The sequence below is a fragment of the Polaromonas sp. P3_B1 genome (assembly GCF_056402935.1).
Genome location: NZ_JBFUGK010000028.1, coordinates 16,137 through 35,207, shown reverse-complemented (window position 1 = coordinate 35,207; position 19,071 = coordinate 16,137). Strand labels below are relative to the sequence as shown.

Sequence of the window (19,071 nt, the reverse complement as noted above, 5' to 3'; positions counted from 1 at the left end):
AACACTTTTGAACCCAAGGAGCACATCATGCAAAGACGACAACTGATGCAAGCCATGGCGATCATCGCCAGCCCCGCGCTGGCCACCGGCTTGCTGGCGCAAACCCGGCCCCAGGTCGAGGTCTGGAAAGATCCCGACTGCGGCTGCTGCAAGGACTGGGTAGCCCACCTGGAGGCCAACGGTTTTCAGGTTCAGGTACACGACAGCGGCAACACGGCCGCGCGCAAACGCCTGGGCATTCCCGACAAGCTGGGCTCCTGCCATACGGGGGAAGTCAGCATCAAGAGTAAGCGCTACGCACTCGAAGGCCATGTACCGGCCCGTGAGGTGCACCGCCTGCTCAAGGAGGCGCCGCAAGCCGTCGGCCTGGCCGTGCCCGGCATGCCGGTCGGCTCTCCGGGCATGGACGCGCCGCTTTACGGCGGGCGCAAAGACCCGTATGACGTGCTGCTGGTCCTGCAGGACGGCAGCAGCCGTGTTTACCAAAGCTATCACCGCAGCTGAGAAGGAATCCCCATGAAACATTTGAAACAGGCACTCACTGCCCTCTTCACCGCGCTGGCCGTCTCGGCGGCCCTGGCGCAAGCTGCGGCGCCGCTGACCGAAGGCGAAATCCGCAAGGTCGACAAGGAAGCCGGCAAGCTCACCATCAAGCACGGCGAGATCAAAAACCTGGAGATGCCGCCCATGACCATGGTGTTCCGTGTCAGCGACCCCAAGCTGCTGGAGTCGCTCAGCGCGGGGGACAAGATAGCCTTCCAGGCCGAGAAGGTGGACGGCCAGTTCACGGTGACGGTGATCGACAAAAAAGCGCCGTAGCGGAACGCCCGCGGCGCATGCTAAGGTTGGCGCATGCCCAAAGCCATACGCTACACCCTGCTGTCGCTGCGCGACCTGGCCGCCTCGGCCGGGCCTTTCATTGTGCTGGCCGTTGCCCTGCTGGCCTTGGCCTACTGGTGGCTGGACCCGAACCCGCCCAAACGCGTGACACTGGCCACCGGGCCGGCGCAAAGCGCGTATGAGGAGTTCGGCAAGCGCTACGCCAGGGCGCTGGCCGCAGAAGGCATACAGGTCGTGCTGCAGCCTTCGGAAGGCTCGGCCGCCAACCTGCAGCTGCTGCGCGAAGGCAAGGCCGACGTGGGCTTTGTGCAGGGCGGCACCAGCGACTACACCGAGCAGGACGAAGAAGACCTGGCCTCCCTGGGCAGCCTTTTTGTGGAGCCGCTGTGGCTCTTTTACCGCGAAGACGCCGCGCGCAAGGTGGCCGCGGCGGCGCGGGCGGCGAAAAACCCCGGAGGCCGCGCAGTCGGCAAAGCGGACATTGCGGAAGACGCCAGCCTGGGCTCGCTCACGCAACTGCAGGGGCTGCGCGTCAACGTGGGCACGCCCGGCAGCGGCGTTCCCAGCCTGATGGCCAAACTTCTGGAGAGCAACCACATCGACATGGCGGCACTCAAAATCTCCCGGCTGGAGCAGACACCCGCCACCGTGGCCTTTCTGGGCGGCGAGCTGGATGCGATCGTGTTCGCGTCCGCGCCCGAATCGCTGATGGTGCAGATGTTGCTGCAGACTCCGGGCGTCAAGCTGATGAACTTTGCGCAGAGCGAGGCCTATTCCAGGCGCTTCGCCTTCCTCACGCCCACGCGCCTGCCGCGCGGCGTGGTGGACCTGGCCGCCAACATCCCGCCCGACGACGTGCAACTGGTGGCGCCCACCACCTCGCTGATCACCCGCACCGCCACCCATCCCGCATTGCAGCAATTGCTGGCCCAGGCCGGCAACGACATCCACGGTGGGGCCGGCTGGTTCAAGAGTGCGCGCGAATACCCCAACCGCGACAACAGCGAACTGCCCATCGCCAAGGAAGCCGAGCGCGCCATCAAGAACGGCACGCCGGTGCTGCAGCGCTACCTGCGCTTCTGGGTGGCCAACCTGGTCGAACGCATGTGGCTGGTCATGGGCATCATCATCGCCATCATGCTGCCGCTGTCGCGCATCATCCCGCCGCTTTACGCGTTTCGCGTGCGTTCGCGCATCTTTCGCTGGTACGGCCGGCTGCGCGACATCGAGAACCGCGTGGACAGCAGCGAAGGCAACGACCGCGACAGCGGCAAGAACAAGGCCCTGCTGGAAGAGCTCGACGACCTGGAGCGCCGGGCCGAGAAGATCACGGTGCCGCTGTCGTACACCGACGAGCTGTACGCGCTGCGCGGCAATATTCACCTGGTGCGTAAAAAGCTGCTGCGGCTCTAGGCTTGCACGCCCCCCGGGCGGTGCCCGGCGGCACCCCGGCACCCTGCAGGAGCATCCGGGGCACTCATCGGCGCGGCAAACAAGCTGACGGAAACCTTTTTCCGGGCCTTCGCCAGGCCCCTCTCAGGGCCTCCTTGTTTCTTTAACCCTGAAGTAAAACCCTGTGTCGGCATATCATTTGCTCTGCTAGTATCGCCCGATACTTTTTTCTTTGGCCGATGCTTGCTTTTATTCTGCGCCGCCTGATCCAGGCCGTGATCGTGATGGTCGTGGTCGCCCTGATTGCCTTCATGCTGTTCCAGTATGTCGGCGACCCGGTGGTGTTCCTCCTGGGGCAGGATGCCTCACCCGCGCAGATCACCCAGTTGCGCACCGACCTGGGCCTGGACCGTCCCTTCATCGTGCAGTTCTGGCACTTTCTGGTGAATGCCGCGCAAGGCGAGTTCGGCCTGAGCCTGCGCCAGGGCGCCAAAGTCTCGCGCCTGATCTCCGAGCGTTTTCCGGCCACGCTGGAACTGGCGCTGGTGGCGGCCGTCATGGCGCTGCTGATCGGCATCCCCATGGGCGTGTATTCGGCGCTGCGCCGCGGCACTTTCCTGAGCCAGGTGTTCATGACGGTCTCGCTGCTGGGCGTGTCGTTGCCGACCTTCCTGATAGGTATCTTGTTGATCCTGGTGTTCGCCGTGGGCCTGGGCTGGTTCCCGAGCTTCGGCCGCGGCGAGACCGTGCAGATCGGCTGGTGGAGCAGCGGCCTGTTCAAGGCCGACGGCTGGCACCACATTGTGCTGCCGGCCGTGACGCTGGCGGTGTTCCAGCTAACGCTGATCATGCGGCTGGTGCGCGCTGAAATGCTGGAGGTGCTGCGCACCGACTACATCAAGTTCGCGCGCGCCCGCGGCCTGCCCGACCGCGCCATCCACTTCGGGCACGCCCTGAAGAACACGCTGGTGCCGGTGATGACGATTACCGGCCTGCAGCTGGGCGGGCTGATCGCCTTCGCCATCATCACCGAGACCGTTTTCCAATGGCCCGGCATGGGCCTGCTGTTCATCCAGGCGGTGACATTCGCCGACATCCCGGTGATGGCGGCTTACCTGTGCCTGATTGCGTTGATTTTTGTGGTGATCAACCTGGTTGTCGACCTGCTGTATTTCGCGGTGGACCCCAGGCTGCGTGTAGGCAACGCGGCAGGCCACTGACACCGCAGCAACCATCCCCTTTTTTCTGTTTTTACCCAGCCAGTCCTCATCCCTTCCACAAGGAGTTCCTGATGAAATTCAAGTCAACCCTGCTCTCGGCCGCTGTCCTGTGTGCCTTCGCAGCCACCCCTTTTGTCGCGTCCGCGCAGACCCTCAGGGTCGCCAACCAGGGCGATTCGCTGTCGATGGACCCGCACTCGCTCAACGAGTCGCTGCAGCTCAGCGTGACCGGCAATGCCTATGAGGGCCTGGTCATCCGCAACAAGGACCTGAGCCTGGCGCCCGGGCTGGCCACATCGTGGAAGCAGACCTCGCCGACCGTGTGGCGGTTCGAGCTGCGCAAGGGCGTGCAGTTCCATGACGGTACGCCGTTCACCGCCGACGACGTGGTCTTCAGCTTCCAGCGCACGCAGGCCGAGGGCTCGGACATGAAGAGCTACACCAACGACTTCAAGGAAGTGCGCAAGATCAACGACCACGTGGTCGAAATCGAAACCAAGACGCCCTTCCCCATCCTGCCCGACGTGATTTCGCTGGTCTACATGATGAGCAAGAAGTGGTGCGAAACCAACCAGGCGACCCGGCCGGTGGACCGCCGCAAAGGCATTGAAAACGCGGCTTCCTTCCGCGCCAACGGCACCGGCCCTTATCGCGTGCGCGAGCGCCAGCCCAATGTGCGCACCACCTTTGTGCGCAACGGCAACTACTGGGGCAAGATCGACGGCAACGTCCAGGAAGTGGTTTTCACCCCCATCGGCAATGACGCGACGCGCGTGGCGGCCCTGCTGTCGGGCGAAGTCGATGTGATGGAACCCGTGCCGGTGCAGGACATCGAACGCGTGAATGCCAACGCGGCCACCAAGGTGCTGGTCGGCCCCGAAATGCGCACCGTGTTCCTGGGCATGGACCAGAAGCGCGACGAACTGCTGTATTCCAACGTCAAGGGCAAGAACCCGTTCAAAGACAAGCGCGTGCGCCAGGCTTTCTACCAGGCCATCGACATCGACGGGATCAAGAAAACCGTGATGCGCGGCGCCTCCAGCCCGACGGCGCTGCTGATCGGCCCCGGCATCAACGGCTTCCAGCCGGAGCAGAACAAGCGCCTGCCCTATGACCCGGAAGCCGCGAAGAAATTGATGGCCGAAGCCGGCTACCCGAACGGCTTTGAAGTGTCGATGAACTGCCCGAATGACCGTTACGTGAACGACGGCCGCATCTGCCAGGCCGTGGCGGCCAACCTGTCGCGCATCAACGTCAAGATCAACCTGCAGGCCGAAACCAAGGGCACCTACTTTCCCAAGGTGCTGCGCCGCGACACCAGCTTCTACCTGCTGGGCTGGACGCCGGCCACCTATGACGCCCACAACGCGCTCAATGCGCTGGTCGCCTGCGTGGACGACAAGGGCGCCGGCCAGTTCAACCTGGGCGCGTACTGCAATCCCAAGGTCGACGAGCTGACCAAGAAGATCCAGTCCGAAACCGACAAGACCAAGCGCAACGCGATGATCAAGGAGGCCTTTGACATCCACAACGCCGACGTCGGCCACCTGCCGCTGCACCAGCAGTCGCTGGCCTGGGGTACGAACAAGAAGGTCGAGCTGGTCCAACTGGCGGACAACTTCATGTTCTTCAAGTGGATGACTATAAAGAAGTAACCCCCTGTTGCCTTCTCGCTTCGCGTAGCGGCCTCCCCTCCAGGGGGACAACAGCTGCGGCCCGGCAAAGCCGGTTCCGCGCTGAGGAGTAACCTCCCCCCTGTTGCCTTTTCGCTTCGCGTAACGGCCTCTCCCCTGCAGGGGACAACAGCTGCGGCCCGGCAAAGCCGGTTCCGCGCTGTTGCTGGCACAGGACTCGCTTTACTCGCCTCTAGTTACTACGGATTGCGCCTTCTTTTGATGAAAAAAACCTTTGCGCGCTGGCTTGACAGTGATGTGGGCCACAGCTTTCGCACCTCGCCGGTGGCGATGGTGGCGGCTGCGATTGCGCTGGTCTGCATTTTTTGCTCGGTGTTCGCCGGCTGGGTGGCGCCGCACGACCCTTTCAACCTGAGCACGCTGGAGCTGGGCGACGCGCGCCTTCCGCCGGCCTGGAGCGCGCAGGGCAGCAGCAAATACCTGCTGGGCACTGACGACCAGGGGCGCGACATTTTGTCGGCGCTGATGTACGGCGCGCGCATTTCGCTGGTCGTTGGCGCGGCCTCGGTTTTCCTGTCGATGTTTGCGGGGGTTTCGTTGGGCCTGCTCGCGGGATTCAAGGGCGGCTGGATTGACTCGGCCCTGATGCGGGTCTGCGACGTGATGTCTTCGTTTCCACCCATCCTGGTTGCGCTGCTGATCGCGGGCGTGGGCCGAGCGGTGTTTCCCAATGCCAGCCACCTGCTGGCCATGGGCGTGCTGATTCTGTCGATCTCCATGGGACAAGCGGGCTGGGTGCAGTATGCGCGCACGGTGCGCGGCTCGACCATGGTGGAGCGCGGCAAGGAGTACGTGCAGGCAGCCCGCGTCACCGGCGTGGCGCCGCTGCGCATCATGCGCCGCCACGTGTTGCCCAACGTGATGGGGCCGGTGCTGGTGCTGGCGACGATCCAGGTGGYGACGGCCATCATCACCGAGGCCACGCTGTCCTTTCTGGGCGTGGGTGTACCGCCGACCTCTCCTTCGCTGGGCACGCTGATACGCGTGGGCAACGACTATTTGTTCTCCGGCGAATGGTGGATTACCGTGTTCCCGGGCCTGATGCTGGTGCTGATCGCGCTGAGCGTGAACCTGCTGGGCGACTGGCTGCGTGATGCGCTCAACCCGCGCCTCAGGTAAGGGACGAGTCAGAAAATGAGTCTTCTGCAAATCAAGAACCTGGTGGTCGAGTTCCCCGGCCGGCGCGGCACGCTGCGCGCGCTGGACGACATCTCGTTTGACATCGCGCCCGGTGAAATTCTCGGCGTGGTGGGCGAATCGGGTGCGGGCAAGTCGCTGACCGGCGCGGCCATCATCGGCCTGCTGGAGCCGCCCGGGCGCGTGGCCGGCGGCCAGATCCTGCTCGAAGGCGAGCGCATCGACAACCTGCCTCACGAGCGCATGCGCCACATCCGCGGGCGCAAGATAGGCGCGATCTTCCAGGACCCGCTGACCTCGCTGAACCCGCTCTACACCATAGGCCGGCAACTGGTGGAAACCATCCAGGCCCACCTGCCGGTGACGGCGCGCGAGGCCAGGGCGCGCGCCATCGAGCTGCTCAACGACACCGGCATCCCGGCCGCCGCGCAGCGCATAGACCACTACCCCCACCAGTTTTCGGGCGGCATGCGCCAGCGCGTGGTGATCGCCCTGGCGCTGGCGGCCGAGCCCAAGCTGATCGTGGCCGACGAGCCGACAACCGCGCTCGACGTGTCCATCCAGGCGCAAATCATCACGCTGCTCAAAAACATCTGCAAACAGCGCGGTGCGGCCGTGATGCTGATCACCCACGACATGGGCGTTATCGCCGAGACCTGCGACCGTGTGGCGGTGATGTATGCGGGGCGCATTGCCGAGATCGGCCCGGTGCACCAGGTGATCAACCACCCCTCGCACCCCTATACCGCCGGCCTGATGGCCGCGATCCCCGACATCACGGTGGAGCGCGAGCGCCTCTACCAGATCGACGGCGCCATGCCGCGCCTGAACGCCATCCCACAAGGCTGCGCCTTCAACCCGCGTTGCCCCAAGGCTTTTGACCGTTGCCGCCAGGACAGGCCGGATCTGATGCCGGCCGGTGCCACGCGGGCTGCCTGCTGGCTGCATGATTCCGCAGCGAAGGTGGCTGCATGAGCGAAATTCTGAAGACAGAGGAAGCGCAAAGCGTAACGTCCATAGAGGCGCCACTGGTCCAGGCTCACGACCTTGCGAAAACCTTCGATGTGTCGCCTCCCTGGCTTAACCGCGTGCTCGAACGCAAGCCCCGGCTACTGCTCAAAGCCGTCGACGGCGTGAGCTTCGAGATTGAAAAAGGCAAGACACTGGCGTTGGTCGGCGAATCGGGTTGCGGCAAAAGCACCGTGGCGCGCCTGCTGGTGGGCCTGTACGAGCCCACACGCGGCGGCCTGAACTTCGATGGCCAGAACGCGCATGCGGTGTTCAAGACACCGGCCGGGCAGCAATTGCGCAGCCGCATCCAGATGATCTTTCAGGATCCCTACGCCAGCTTGAACCCGCGCTGGACGATTGAGGACATCATCGCCGAGCCGCTGCGCGAACACGGCATCCTTGAAGGCGGTGCCGCACTCAAAGAGCGCGTGGGCGAGCTGCTCAAGTCAGTGGGCCTCTCGCCGCTGGACATGCCCAAGTACCCGCACCAGTTCTCGGGCGGGCAGCGCCAGCGCATTTCCATCGCGCGCGCGCTGGCCACCGAGCCCGAGTTCCTGGTCTGCGACGAGCCCACTTCGGCGCTCGACGTGAGCGTGCAGGCGCAGGTGCTCAACATCATGAAGGACCTGCAGCGCACGCGGGGCCTGACCTACCTCTTCATCTCGCACAACCTCGCGGTGGTGCGCCACGTCAGCGACCAGGTCGGCGTGATGTACCTGGGCCGCCTGGTGGAGCTGGCCGACAAGCACAGCCTGTTCGACAGGCCGCGCCACCCTTACACGCGCATGCTGCTGGACGCCATCCCGAAAATGCATGACACCGGCCGCGCCCGCACGCCGGTTTCGGGCGAGGTGCCCAATCCGCTGAACCCGCCCGGCGGCTGCACCTTCAACCCGCGCTGCCCGCACGCCAATGAACGCTGCCGGACCGAGCGGCCGGAATTCCTGCAGCTTCAAGGCGTTCGCGTGGCCTGCCATGCGGTCGAAGAAGGCCGGATCTAGGAACCTGTTTCCGGGATTGTGAATATTTGGAAATTTGAAGATCACGCGGCGCCTGCAAATCGGGGCGAGCTTGGTTACCATGAACCTTTAACGGAGAACGCCGTGAAAATCATTGACTCCATCCTGGCCGGGGCGGCCGACATCGCGGCTGTGCGACGCGACATCCATGCCCATCCCGAACTGTGTTTCCATGAAGTGCGCACCGCGGACGTGGTCGCGAAAAAGCTCGAGTCCTGGGGCATTCCCATTCACCGCGGCATGGGCACCACCGGCGTGGTGGGCATCGTGCACGGGCGCGACGGCGGCGCCTGCAGCCGGGCGGTGGGTCTGCGCGCCGACATGGACGCGCTGCCCATGCAGGAGTTCAACACCTTCGCCCACGCCAGCACCCAGCCGGGAAAGATGCATGCCTGCGGCCATGACGGCCACACCGCCATGCTGCTGGCCGCGGCGCGCCATTTCTCGCAGAACCGGGACTTTGACGGCACGGTCTACCTGATCTTCCAGCCGGCAGAAGAAGGCGGCGGGGGCGCACGCGAGATGATCAAGGACGGCCTGTTCGAGAAGTTTCCGATGGAAGCCGTGTTCGGCATGCACAACTGGCCGGGTGCGCCTGTGGGCACCTTCGCGGTCAGTGCGGGGCCGGTGATGGCATCGAGCAATGAGTTCAAGATCACCATACGCGGCAAGGGCAGCCACGCGGCCATGCCGCACAACGGCATAGACCCGGTGCCGGTGGCCTGCCAGATGGTGCAGGGCTTCCAGAACATCATCAGCCGCAACAAAAAACCCGTGGATGCGGGCGTCATCTCGGTGACCATGATCCACGCCGGCGAGGCCACCAATGTGGTGCCGGACTCCTGCGAACTGCAGGGCACGGTGCGCACCTTCAGCATCGAGGTGCTGGACATGATCGAAAAGCGCATGCAGGAAGTCGCCGAGCACACCTGCGCCGCCTTCGAGGCGCGCTGCGAGTTCAGTTTCCATCGCAACTACCCGCCCACCGTCAACAGCGCTGCCGAGGCCGAGTTCGCGCGCAAGGTCATGAACGACATCGTCGGCCCTGCCAATGTGCTGGCGCAGGAGCCCACCATGGGCGCCGAAGATTTCGCCTACATGCTGCAAGCCAAACCCGGCGCCTACTGCTTTATCTCCAACGGCGACGGCGCGCACCGCGACATGGGGCACGGCGAGGGGCCCTGCACGCTGCACAACCCGAGCTACGACTTCAACGACGACCTGATCCCCCTGGGCGGTACCTACTGGGTCCAGCTGGCCACGCGCTGGCTGGGCACCCCCGCCAAAGCCTGAATCCCGACCTCGCGAACAACAACATGAATACACACGCGGCTTTTTCGGCCAGCTACGCGGCTGCCCGCGCCAAATTCCTGGAAGCGGCCCGCACCGCGGGCATGGCGCTTCACTCCTATGAACACCCGCTCAAGGGCCGCGACGGCGAAACCCTGGCCATGGACGTGGCCCTGGACGGCTCGCCCGATGCCGAACGCCTGTTCGTGGTCAGCAGCGCCTGCCACGGCGTGGAAGGCTATTGCGGCTCGGGCGTGCAGGTGCACGCCGCGCATGACGCCGAATGGCGCGCCAAGGTCCGCGCCGGCGGCGTGGCGGTGCTTTACATCCATGCGCTCAATCCGCACGGTTTCTCCTACGCGCGGCGCACCACGCAGGAGAACGTGGACCTGAACCGCAACTTTCACGATTTCAGCCAGCCGCTGCCCGTCAATGAGGCCTACCGTGAAGTTCACGACCTGCTGCTGCCCACGCAGTGGCCGCCCGCCGAAGAAAACGAAGCCGCCATCGCGGCCTACATCGACACCCACGGTGTGACCCGCTACCAGGCGGCGGTGTCGCAAGGGCAGCACGAATACGCCGACGGCATGTTCTTCGGCGGCACCGCGCCGACCTGGAGCAACCGCACCTTGCGCGAGGTGCTGCGGACCTTCGGGCGGCAGGCCAAACGCATCGCCTGGATGGACCTGCACACGGGCCTGGGCCCCAGCGGGGTGGGTGAGCGCATTTTTGCCTGCGATGACGACGCCAACGCCCTGGCGCGCGCGCGCGCCTGGTGGGACGGCGGCGGCGCCACACCCGTGACTTCGATCTACGACGGGTCGTCCAGTTCGGCGCACCTGACAGGACTGCTGTGGACCGCGGTGTATGACGAATGCCCGCAGGCCGAATACACCGGCATGGCCATGGAATACGGCACGCTGCCGATTCTGGACATCATCGCCGCCCTGCGCGCCGACCACTGGCTGCACAAGCACCCCGAGACACCGCCCGAGATCCACGGGGCGATCAAGCGCCAGATGATGAACGCCTTTTATGTCGATACCGACGAATGGCGTACGCAGATCGTGGCGCAGGCGCGCGAGGCCATGTTCCAGACCGTGGACGGCCTGAACACCCCCTGACCGCCGAAAAGTACGCCCTGCACCAAGGGAAAACCGCCACGTTCCAGGCGCCCCGCAGCTTGGCCAAGGCCGCATAATCAACTCGGGCAACGCCATTGCGGCGGCCATCTCCCTACCCGAGCACGAAAGCTGCGCCATGCCGTCTGACGCCGACCTGCAACTCCAGCTCCAGCAGCTGCAACAGCAATACCAGGCGCTGCAGGCCCGCTACCAGGAGCTGCAGCTCGAAAAACAGAAACAGGAAACCTCGGCCGCCCAGTGGCTGGAGCAGCGCACGCGCGAACTGCAGGCCGAAGCACGCGAGCAGAAAAAAGCCGAAACCCTGCAGCGGGTTTTTTATCGCATCGCCGAGCGGGCGGCGGCCGACCTCTCCTTCTACGACTTCCTGCAGTCCGTACACGGCCTGCTGGGCGAGCTGCTGTACGCGAAGAACTGCTATGTGTGCCTTTACGACGCGCAAAAGCAGCGCAAGGATTTCCCCTATTACGTCGACGAGCGCGACGGCGACGCCCTGCAGCGCAGCAATGTGCCCTACCGCCGCGGCCTGACCGAATTCGTGCTGAGCACCGGCCGGCCGCAGATCATCGACGCCGCGCGGCTCAAGCTGCTGGAAGCCAGCGGCGAGGTCACCGAAGGCAGCGGCGACATGACCTTCAGTTCCTGGCTGGGCGTGCCCATGCACATACGCGGCGCCATAGGCGGCGTGCTGGCGGTGCAGGGCTATGAACCGGGTGTGGCCTACAGCGACTCGGACGCCGGCATCCTGTCGTTTGTCGCCAACCACGTCAGCAGCGCCATCGAGCGCTACCAGGCGCTGGACGAGCTGCGCAAATCGGAAGAGCGCTACCGTACGGTGATTGAAAACGTCGGTGTTGGCGTGGTGGTGGTTCAGGACGGCCGCATGGTCTTTGCCAACCCCAGCCTGGAGCGTATCGTGGGCCATCCGCGGGAGTACCTGCTGTCCCAGCACTACACCGCAACCGTCCACCCCGAGGATCTTCCGGTGATGCGCGAGCGCCACGAGCGCCGCCTGCGCGGCGAGGACGTGGACTCGATGTACGGCTTTCGCGTAATCACCCAGTCCGGGGAAGTGCGCTCGCTGGAGCTTTCCGCCGTGCGGATCGAATGGGGAAAACGCGAGGCAACACTGATCTTCGTGGTGGACGCCACGGCCCGCCTGCAGGCCGAACTCACCCAGCGCCAGACCCTGCAGCGTCAGACCGAGCTCAACGACATGAAGTCGCGTTTCATCTCGGTGGCCTCGCATGAATTCCGCACGCCGCTGGCTTTTATCCTGTCGTCGGCCGAGCTGCTCAAGCACTACGGCGACCGCCTGCCCGAGACCGAAAAAGCCGAGGTCATCACCACCATTGAAACCGGTGTGCAGCGCATGACCCAGATGCTGGACCGCGTGCTGTTGCTGGGCAAGGTAGAGGCGCAGATGCTGGAGTTCCAGCCGTCAGAAGTCGATCTGCAAATGCTTTGCCAGAACCTGGTGGAGGATGCACGCATCCAGCACTCGGAAGCAGCTTGTGAGTTGGCCCTGGAATTCGAGGCCCGGCCGGCGACCGGACTTTTTGATGAAAAGCTGCTGCGCCATATTTTCGGCAACCTGCTGTCCAACGCCATCAAATACTCGCCGCAGGGCGGGAAAGTCCTGTTCCGCGTCTCCTCTTCACAAGGGCGCGTGGCGTTCGAGGTATCCGACCAGGGCATAGGCATTCCGGCCGAGGAACTTCCCCACCTGTTCGAATGGTTTCACCGTGCCAGCAATGTGGGCGAGATCCAGGGCACGGGCCTGGGGCTGGCCATCGTGAAAAACTCCGTCGACCTGCACGGGGGCCGGATTGAAGTCGACAGCGTCGTGGGCCAGGGCACGCGCTTCACTGTCACGATTTGACCCACGGGAGCCTGCCCGCAAGCGGCCGGAGCACCGGGTGAATCAAGGAAACAACGTCGGCAGGAACCTTTTCACGGCCCCGATGAGGTCATCCTCATTCAGCAGTAAAAAAGTTCTAAGATGGGCCTCAAGCCAGCGCGGCGGCACAAAGCTGCGGCCTGGCGTCTCAGGGAATTCCGCCCCCTCCAACAATGACAGCCGGGGCCTTTGATGCGAAAAACCATGGCGCGCATTCTGGTGATTGAGGATGAGTCCCATATCCGGGACAACCTGCTGCGCTTCATCCGGCTCGAAGGCCATGAAGGGCTGGCGGCGGCGGACGGCAGCGCCGGCCTGCAACTGGCCCGGGAGCAACGGCCGGACCTGATTTTCTGCGACGTGATGATGCCGCAGATGAGCGGCATTGAGGTGTTGGCCGCGCTGCAGGCGGAACCCGCGCTCAGCCAGGTGCCTCTGGTGTTCCTGTCGGCCAGCGCCGAGTCAGAGCGGCTCGAGGAAGCCCTGCGCCTGGGCGCCAGCGCCTATGTGACCAAGCCCTTTAATTTCGCCCAGTTGCAGGCGGTGCTCAAGCAGTACCTGCCCAAATAGCCAGCTGCGACCGGAAGACTACAGGCCCAGCGCCTTCCAGCCCTGGTGGCCCAGTTTTTCGAGCACCTGGATGTTCTGCTCGAAAATCGCTTCGGCCTCGGGAAAGGCCTCCACGGCCCGCTCCACGCTCTCCTCGCGCAGCAAATGCAGGATGGCAAAAGGCGCGCGGTTGGTGTAGTTGCCGATGTCGTCAGGCTCGGTGCCCTCAAACTGGAATCGCGGATGAAAGCTGGCCAGCTGGATCACCCCCTCCAGGCCATGCTCGTCCACCACGCCTTCGGCAACTTCCAGGAAGTCGTTGAAGTCCAGGAAGTCCTCGAACAGCGTGGGATGGATCAGCAGCGTGGTATCGATCTCTTCGGCCGGCGTCGCCACCAGCAGGTCCAGCTCGCGATCCAGTTCTTCCAGCAGGTCATCCGCATGCCGGGCCTGGCTGACCACCAGGCGCACCTGGTTCTTGACGTAGACCGCCTTGGCGAACGGGCACAGGTTGAGCCCGATCACGGCTTTTTCGAGCCATAAGCGGGTTTTGGTCAGGACTTCGTCGTCGGTCATAAGCATCTCCAGAGAGCTGCACACAATGGCTGCTGCGGCTCTTCAATCAATCGCAATGCAGCATCACATGCCGCTAGCCCCCATCCCAACCTTCCCCCAGCGGGGGAAGGAGCGCCGGAGTGGTGAGCTGCTTCGGTTTTTTCCCCCTCTCCCTCTGGGAGAGGGTGGGGGTGAGGGCTGGCGGCCTTCAGTCAAGCACGGTGCGGCATCACACGCCGCCGGCCCCCATCCCTGCCTTCCCCCAGAGAGGGAAGGAGTTACTGGAAACTTAGTGCAAAGCTTTGAAACGGACCCGCTTCGGCTTGGCACCCTCTTCACCCAGGCGCTTCTTCTTGTCGGCTTCGTATTCCTGGTAGTTGCCGTTGAAGAAAGTCCACTGGCTGTCGCCTTCGGCGGCCAGGATGTGGGTCGCGATGCGGTCCAGGAACCAGCGGTCATGGCTGATCACCAGCACCGAGCCGGCGAATTCCAGCAGCGCGTCTTCGAGCGCGCGCAGGGTTTCCACGTCGAGGTCGTTTGAAGGTTCGTCAAGCATCAGGACGTTGCCGCCCGCGATCAGGGTCTTGGCCAGGTGCAGACGCCCGCGCTCGCCGCCCGACAGCATGCCGACGCGTTTTTGCTGGTCGGCGCCGTTGAAGTTGAAGCGGCCGGCATAGGCGCGGCTGGGCATGGTGAACTTGCCCACGGTCAGCATGTCCAGGCCGCCGGAAATGTCTTCCCAGACGGTTTTGTCATTGGCCAGGTCGTCGCGGTGCTGGTCGACAAAGGCCATACGCGCGGTCTTGCCGATGGCGACTTCGCCGCTGTCCGGCGTTTCCTTGCCGGCGATCAGCTTGAACAGCGTGGATTTACCCGCGCCGTTGGGGCCGATGATGCCGACGATGGCGCCCGCGGGCACCTGGAAGCTCAGGTTGTCGATCAGCAGGCGGTCGCCGAAGGACTTGCTGACGTTCTTGAATTCAATGACCTCATTGCCCAGGCGCTCGGCCACGGGAATGAAAATTTCCTGGGTTTCGTTGCGCTGCTGGTATTCGTAGTCGGAGAGTTCCTCGAAACGGGCCAGGCGCGACTTGCTCTTGGCCTGGCGCGCTTTAGGGTTCTGGCGCGACCATTCGAGTTCTTTCTTCAGGGCCTTGGCGCGGGCTTCCTCGCCCTTTTGCTCCTGCGCCAGGCGCTCGCCCTTCTGGTCAAGCCAGCTGCTGTAGTTGCCCTTCCAGGGGATGCCGTGGCCGCGGTCCAGTTCCAGGATCCACTCTGCGGCGTTGTCGAGGAAGTAGCGGTCGTGGGTGATGGCCACCACGGTGCCGGAGAAACGCTGCAGGAACTGCTCCAGCCAGTCCACCGATTCGGCGTCCAGGTGATTGGTGGGCTCGTCGAGCAGCAGCATGTCGGGCTTGGACAGCAGCAGGCTGCACAGGGCCACACGGCGTTTTTCGCCGCCCGAGAGCACGCCGATCTTGGCGTCCCAGGGCGGCAGGCGCAGCGCGTCGGCGGCGATTTCAAGCTGGTGCTCGGAATCGGTGCCGGCGGTGGCGATGATGGCTTCCAGGCGGGCCTGCTCGGCCGCCAGCGCATCGAAATCGGCATCAGGCTCGCCGTAGGCGGTGTACACGGCTTCCAGCTGGGCCTTGGCGGCGAACACCGCGCCCATGCCGGCTTCCACGCTTTCACGCACCGTGTGCTCGGGGTCCAGCTTGGGCTCCTGCGGCAGGTAGCCGATGTTCAGGCCCGGCATGGGGGTGGCTTCACCCTCGATTTCCGTGTCCAGGCCGGCCATGATCTTGAGCAGCGTGGACTTGCCGGAGCCGTTGGTGCCCAGCACGCCGATCTTGGCGCCGGGGAAGAAACTGAGCGACACCTCCTTGAGGATATGGCGCTTGGGCGGCACGATTTTGCCGACCTTGTTCATGGTAAAGACGTACTGGGCCATCGGGATTTACTTTGGTAAAGATGAAAAAAACAATGCCAGAAAACGGGCTGCCGGCGGTCCGTGAATGCTGTTTTTACGGGCTGTCGGCAGGCATTTTTGCGGGCTGGAACGACACGCTGCGCCGGGGGCGCAAACGCCTTTTGGCAAAGCGTGTTTTATGCGTGAATCCCCCATTATCGTTGCTGTGCGACAATACAGGCGTTGCTGGCTCCAGTTGCCTTCAACATTTGGGCACATCCGGGCACCGCTTCAAGTGGCTCTTGCGATGTAAAACGTAATGTTTAGGGCCCGACTTTTCTGACCCCATCTGCCTTTGACTGGCGGGTTGCCTTCACACAAGGCGCCCACAGGCCGATCTAAAGCGCCCGAACGGCGCCACATCATGACATTTGAAGAATTGAACCTGGCCCCGGCCATTTTGAAGGCCGTGCTCGAACAGGGCTACGACACCCCCACCCCCATCCAGGCCCAGGCCATCCCCGCCGTGCTCAAAGGCGTGGACTTGCTGGGCGGCGCCCAGACCGGCACCGGCAAGACCGCGGCCTTCACGCTGCCCCTGCTGCAGCGCCTGTCCACCGAAGCACGCCTGACCAACCGCCGCGGCGTCAACGCCGTGCGCGCCCTGATCATGACCCCCACCCGCGAACTCGCGGCCCAGGTCGAGGAAAGCGTGCGCACCTACGGCAAATACACCGACCTCACCTCCATGGTGATGTTCGGCGGCGTCGGCATGGGCGCCCAGATTGAAAAACTGCGCCGCGGCGTGGACATCCTGGTCGCCACCCCCGGCCGCCTGCTGGACCACGCCAGCCAGGGCACGCTGGACCTGAGCCAGGTGCAGATCCTGGTGCTCGACGAAGCCGACCGCATGCTCGACATGGGCTTCATCCACGACATCAAGAAGGTGCTGGCCCTGGTGCCCAAGCAAAAGCAGTCGCTGCTGTTCAGCGCGACCTTCAGCGACGAGATCCGCGAACTGGCCAACGGCCTGCTCAAAAATCCCGAATCCATCCAGGTCACGCCGCGCAACACCACGGTGCAGCGCATCACGCAGACCATCCACCCCGTGGGCCGCAGCAAAAAGAAAGCGCTGCTGACCCACATCATCAACGAGCACAACTGGAGCCAGGTGCTGGTGTTCACCCGCACCAAGTTCGGCGCCAACAACGTGGCCGAGCACCTGACCAAAAACGGCATTCCCGCGATGGCGCTGCACGGCAACAAGAGCCAGACCGCCCGCACCCAGGCGCTGGCCGACTTCAAGAGCGGCACGATCCGTGCGCTGGTGGCCACCGACATCGCCGCCCGCGGCATCGACATCGACGAGCTGCCGCACGTGGTCAACTACGAAATCCCCAACGTCAGCGAAGACTATGTGCACCGCATCGGCCGCACCGGCCGCGCGGGCAACAGCGGTGAAGCCGTCAGCCTGGTCTGCCTCGATGAGGAAGGCTTCATGCAGGACATCGAGCGCTTCACCAAGCAGAACATCGAGAAAATCATCGTCCCCGGTTTTGAAGCCGAGCCTGGCGAGCGCGCCGAGCCGCTGGCCATGGGCCGCCAGACCATCTGGGGCGGCCTGGGCAAGCCGCCCAGCCGCGAAGTCATGCAGGCTGCCGCCAAGGCCGCCCGCAGCGAAATGATGCAGCGCATCCGCGACACCAAGGGCGCACAGCCCGCGCGTGGCGCGGGTGGTGGCAATGGCGCTGCGCGCGGACGCGGCCCCGCCGGCGGTGGCAACGGTGGCGGCAATGGCGGTGGCGGCGGACGCGGCCCCCGCACGCCCAATCCAGGCCAGCCACGCCAGGCCTCGGGTTATTCGCAAAACGGCCAGCCTCCCCGCCAGCAGGCACAGCGCCCACCGCGCGACGACCAGCACCAGCAGCCACGCGCACCCCGCAATGAAGCCAGGGAGCCGCGCAACGACTTCGACGAACGCCAACCCGCAAGCCACGCCTCCTCGGGCTTTCCGTCCTCCGGCCAGCCCACGGGCGGCAACCGCGGCAACTACCGGGGCAATCGCTCCGGTGGCGGCGGCGGCGGTGGTGGTGGTGGCGGCCGGGGCAACGGCCCGCGCCGTCCGGGCGGTTCGGGCTCGTTTACCGGCCGGTAAACCCGTCTGGCGGCCCAAAGGCTGGGCTGCCGCGCACCGCCGTATCAGCGCGGTGCGCCCGCAACCAGGCTGAACCCGGGCTTCGGGTTCAGGCAACCTTGATCTGCTTGGCCGGATTGCTCAGTTTGGGCAAGCGGCGGCGCGAGCCGAGGACTAGCTCAATATCCTCGTGCGCGCCGTCAATCAGCACCAGGATCGCTTTTTCAGCCTTGGCCGGATTGCGGGCGATCACCGCATCCAGCACGGCCCGGTGCAGCGGCAAGGAGCGCCTGGGGCCGTCCTTGCGAATGGTGGAAATTTCAAAACTGGTGCGCAGCAAGGCGCTCAGCGCCTTGCTCATCTGGATCAACATGCGGTTGTGCGCGGCGCGCAGCAGGCCCTGGTGAAAGCGCAGGTCGTAGGTGACATAGTCGCCCCCGCCCTCCACGGCGCGCTTCATGCCGGCATAGGCATCCTCGATTTCAGCGATCTCCTGCGCGGTGGCGCGCTCCGCGGCCATGCGCACGGCGGCGGGCTCCACCAGGCGCCGCAGCTCCAGCAGGTCGCGCAAAAATTCGGGTGTGATGCCGGCCTTGGCTTTCCATGCAATCACGTCCGGATCGAACCAGTTCCAGTGCTCCTCGGTCAGCACGCGGGTACCCACCTTGGGGCCCGTGGTGACCAGCCCCTTGGCGATCAGCGACTTGATGGCTTCGCGCACCACCGTGCGGCTCACGCCCAGCTCTTCGCAAAGCACCGGCTCCGGCGGCATGGACATGCCGGCGGCATAACGGCCCGCGACAATGGCTTCCCCGATGTGGTCAACCGTGTTGCCGTGGACGTTTTTCATGGTGGCCATGGCGTGCTTTCAGCCCCGCACAAACAGCGTGACCAGCGGGTCCGGCCCCACCTGCGCACTCCAGTGGCCGTGCAGGGCCGGGTCGAAGGTGGCGCCGGCCGGCAACACGTCGGCCGAGTAGAAATGCTGGCCAGGCTTGAAGATGCGCGAGACCCCGCCCTGCAGGCCGATTTCCATCTGGCCGCCCAGGATGAACACCCACTGCGGGTTCGGCGTGCAATGGAACTGGCTGCGAAACCCCACGGGGCTGTGGCGCAGCTGGTAGCCGCCCGAAGCGAACACTTCCGACAGCATGGCCTGCGGCGAGCCTTCGCCGAGGGGGATGGCCTCTTCCCGAAATTTGGCGCGGCCGTCGGTATCGGTGTAAAGAATGACTTTGGAGAAAACGGTCACAAAGGACTCCGGTGAATGGCGATGAAA

17 protein-coding genes are annotated in these 19,071 nt (G+C 64.4%); 13 read left to right on the top strand and 4 right to left on the bottom strand.

The genetic code is table 11. The features are described from left to right. The first annotated feature begins 27 nt into the window (after window positions 1-27). From AC1DXS_RS16450 to AC1DXS_RS16395, 12 genes are all read left to right on the top strand, one after another. Window positions 28-504, top strand: a complete 477-nt coding sequence (locus AC1DXS_RS16450) for a DUF411 domain-containing protein (protein WP_477738553.1) — start codon at window positions 28-30, stop codon at window positions 502-504. Between the two features lie 12 nt (window positions 505-516). Then, window positions 517-819: a copper-binding protein gene (locus AC1DXS_RS16445; RefSeq protein ID WP_477738552.1), complete on the top strand. Its 303-nt coding sequence runs from the start codon at window positions 517-519 to the stop codon at window positions 817-819. Window positions 820-852: 33 nt separating this feature from the next. After that, a complete protein-coding gene (locus AC1DXS_RS16440; RefSeq protein ID WP_477738551.1) occupies window positions 853-2,253 on the top strand; it encodes a TAXI family TRAP transporter solute-binding subunit in 1,401 nt (466 codons plus the stop codon). 218 nt (window positions 2,254-2,471) lie between these two features. Continuing rightward, complete coding sequence (locus tag AC1DXS_RS16435; RefSeq protein WP_477738550.1) at window positions 2,472-3,452, top strand: ABC transporter permease; 981 nt, start codon at window positions 2,472-2,474, stop codon at window positions 3,450-3,452. Window positions 3,453-3,523: 71 nt separating this feature from the next. Continuing rightward, window positions 3,524-5,107 carry an ABC transporter substrate-binding protein gene (locus AC1DXS_RS16430; RefSeq protein ID WP_477738549.1) on the top strand — a complete coding sequence of 528 codons (1,584 nt, stop codon included), beginning with the start codon at window positions 3,524-3,526 and terminating at the stop codon, window positions 5,105-5,107. A 240-nt stretch (window positions 5,108-5,347) separates the two neighbouring features. Further along, complete coding sequence (locus AC1DXS_RS16425) at window positions 5,348-6,265, top strand: ABC transporter permease (protein ID WP_477738548.1); 918 nt, start codon at window positions 5,348-5,350, stop codon at window positions 6,263-6,265. A gap of 15 nt (window positions 6,266-6,280) precedes the next feature. Then, window positions 6,281-7,258 carry an ABC transporter ATP-binding protein gene (locus AC1DXS_RS16420; RefSeq protein ID WP_477738547.1) on the top strand — a complete coding sequence of 326 codons (978 nt, stop codon included), beginning with the start codon at window positions 6,281-6,283 and terminating at the stop codon, window positions 7,256-7,258. After that, window positions 7,255-8,295, top strand: coding sequence for an ABC transporter ATP-binding protein (locus tag AC1DXS_RS16415; RefSeq protein ID WP_477738546.1), 1,041 nt, complete (start codon window positions 7,255-7,257; stop codon window positions 8,293-8,295). Before AC1DXS_RS16420 ends, AC1DXS_RS16415 begins: the two co-directional genes overlap by 4 nt. A gap of 102 nt (window positions 8,296-8,397) precedes the next feature. Beyond that, window positions 8,398-9,606 (top strand): M20 aminoacylase family protein, encoded by a 1,209-nt coding sequence (locus AC1DXS_RS16410; RefSeq protein ID WP_477738545.1) that lies wholly within the window; start codon window positions 8,398-8,400, stop codon window positions 9,604-9,606. 23 nt (window positions 9,607-9,629) lie between these two features. Beyond that, the gene (locus AC1DXS_RS16405) at window positions 9,630-10,727 is read left to right on the top strand and encodes a M14 family metallopeptidase (RefSeq protein WP_477738544.1); all 1,098 of its coding nucleotides are present in this window, start codon (window positions 9,630-9,632) and stop codon (window positions 10,725-10,727) included. Window positions 10,728-10,863: 136 nt separating this feature from the next. Continuing rightward, a complete protein-coding gene (locus AC1DXS_RS16400; protein WP_477738543.1) occupies window positions 10,864-12,627 on the top strand; it encodes a sensor histidine kinase in 1,764 nt (587 codons plus the stop codon). Between the two features lie 222 nt (window positions 12,628-12,849). Then, window positions 12,850-13,215 carry a response regulator transcription factor gene (locus AC1DXS_RS16395; RefSeq protein ID WP_477738542.1) on the top strand — a complete coding sequence of 122 codons (366 nt, stop codon included), beginning with the start codon at window positions 12,850-12,852 and terminating at the stop codon, window positions 13,213-13,215. Between the two features lie 18 nt (window positions 13,216-13,233). On the opposite strand, the gene AC1DXS_RS16390 is transcribed toward AC1DXS_RS16395, so the two are convergent. Together AC1DXS_RS16390 and ettA are read right to left on the bottom strand one after the other, a co-directional pair. Beyond that, entirely contained in the window at window positions 13,234-13,770 is a 537-nt protein-coding gene (locus AC1DXS_RS16390; RefSeq protein ID WP_477738541.1) for a DUF1415 domain-containing protein, read from the bottom strand. Between the two features lie 268 nt (window positions 13,771-14,038). Then, entirely contained in the window at window positions 14,039-15,700 is a 1,662-nt protein-coding gene (gene ettA, locus AC1DXS_RS16385; RefSeq protein WP_477738540.1) for an energy-dependent translational throttle protein EttA, read from the bottom strand. Window positions 15,701-16,082: 382 nt separating this feature from the next. Here ettA and AC1DXS_RS16380 point away from each other — a divergent pair, with 382 nt between their 5' ends. Beyond that, the gene (locus AC1DXS_RS16380) at window positions 16,083-17,813 is read left to right on the top strand and encodes a DEAD/DEAH box helicase (protein WP_477738539.1); all 1,731 of its coding nucleotides are present in this window, start codon (window positions 16,083-16,085) and stop codon (window positions 17,811-17,813) included. Between the two features lie 88 nt (window positions 17,814-17,901). On the opposite strand, the gene AC1DXS_RS16375 is transcribed toward AC1DXS_RS16380, so the two are convergent. Together AC1DXS_RS16375 and AC1DXS_RS16370 are read right to left on the bottom strand one after the other, a co-directional pair. Then, window positions 17,902-18,651 (bottom strand): FadR/GntR family transcriptional regulator, encoded by a 750-nt coding sequence (locus AC1DXS_RS16375; RefSeq protein WP_477738538.1) that lies wholly within the window; start codon window positions 18,649-18,651, stop codon window positions 17,902-17,904. A 9-nt stretch (window positions 18,652-18,660) separates the two neighbouring features. Beyond that, the gene (locus AC1DXS_RS16370) at window positions 18,661-19,044 is read right to left on the bottom strand and encodes a cupin domain-containing protein (protein ID WP_477738537.1); all 384 of its coding nucleotides are present in this window, start codon (window positions 19,042-19,044) and stop codon (window positions 18,661-18,663) included. Window positions 19,045-19,071 lie beyond the last annotated feature (27 nt).

What these genes read in the sequence shown, in the direction of transcription:
- AC1DXS_RS16450 (WP_477738553.1), top strand. Translation starts at nt 28, where the DNA reads ATGCAAAGACGACAACTGATGCAAGCCATGGCGATCATCGCCAGCCCC.
- AC1DXS_RS16445 (WP_477738552.1), top strand. Translation starts at nt 517, where the DNA reads ATGAAACATTTGAAACAGGCACTCACTGCCCTCTTCACCGCGCTGGCC.
- AC1DXS_RS16440 (WP_477738551.1), top strand. Translation starts at nt 853, where the DNA reads ATGCCCAAAGCCATACGCTACACCCTGCTGTCGCTGCGCGACCTGGCC.
- AC1DXS_RS16435 (WP_477738550.1), top strand. Translation starts at nt 2,472, where the DNA reads ATGCTTGCTTTTATTCTGCGCCGCCTGATCCAGGCCGTGATCGTGATG.
- AC1DXS_RS16430 (WP_477738549.1), top strand. Translation starts at nt 3,524, where the DNA reads ATGAAATTCAAGTCAACCCTGCTCTCGGCCGCTGTCCTGTGTGCCTTC.
- AC1DXS_RS16420 (WP_477738547.1), top strand. Translation starts at nt 6,281, where the DNA reads ATGAGTCTTCTGCAAATCAAGAACCTGGTGGTCGAGTTCCCCGGCCGG.
- AC1DXS_RS16415 (WP_477738546.1), top strand. Translation starts at nt 7,255, where the DNA reads ATGAGCGAAATTCTGAAGACAGAGGAAGCGCAAAGCGTAACGTCCATA.
- AC1DXS_RS16405 (WP_477738544.1), top strand. Translation starts at nt 9,630, where the DNA reads ATGAATACACACGCGGCTTTTTCGGCCAGCTACGCGGCTGCCCGCGCC.
- AC1DXS_RS16400 (WP_477738543.1), top strand. Translation starts at nt 10,864, where the DNA reads ATGCCGTCTGACGCCGACCTGCAACTCCAGCTCCAGCAGCTGCAACAG.
- AC1DXS_RS16395 (WP_477738542.1), top strand. Translation starts at nt 12,850, where the DNA reads ATGGCGCGCATTCTGGTGATTGAGGATGAGTCCCATATCCGGGACAAC.
- AC1DXS_RS16390 (WP_477738541.1), bottom strand. Translation starts at nt 13,770, where the DNA reads ATGACCGACGACGAAGTCCTGACCAAAACCCGCTTATGGCTCGAAAAA.
- ettA (WP_477738540.1), bottom strand. Translation starts at nt 15,700, where the DNA reads ATGGCCCAGTACGTCTTTACCATGAACAAGGTCGGCAAAATCGTGCCG.
- AC1DXS_RS16380 (WP_477738539.1), top strand. Translation starts at nt 16,083, where the DNA reads ATGACATTTGAAGAATTGAACCTGGCCCCGGCCATTTTGAAGGCCGTG.
- AC1DXS_RS16375 (WP_477738538.1), bottom strand. Translation starts at nt 18,651, where the DNA reads ATGGCCACCATGAAAAACGTCCACGGCAACACGGTTGACCACATCGGG.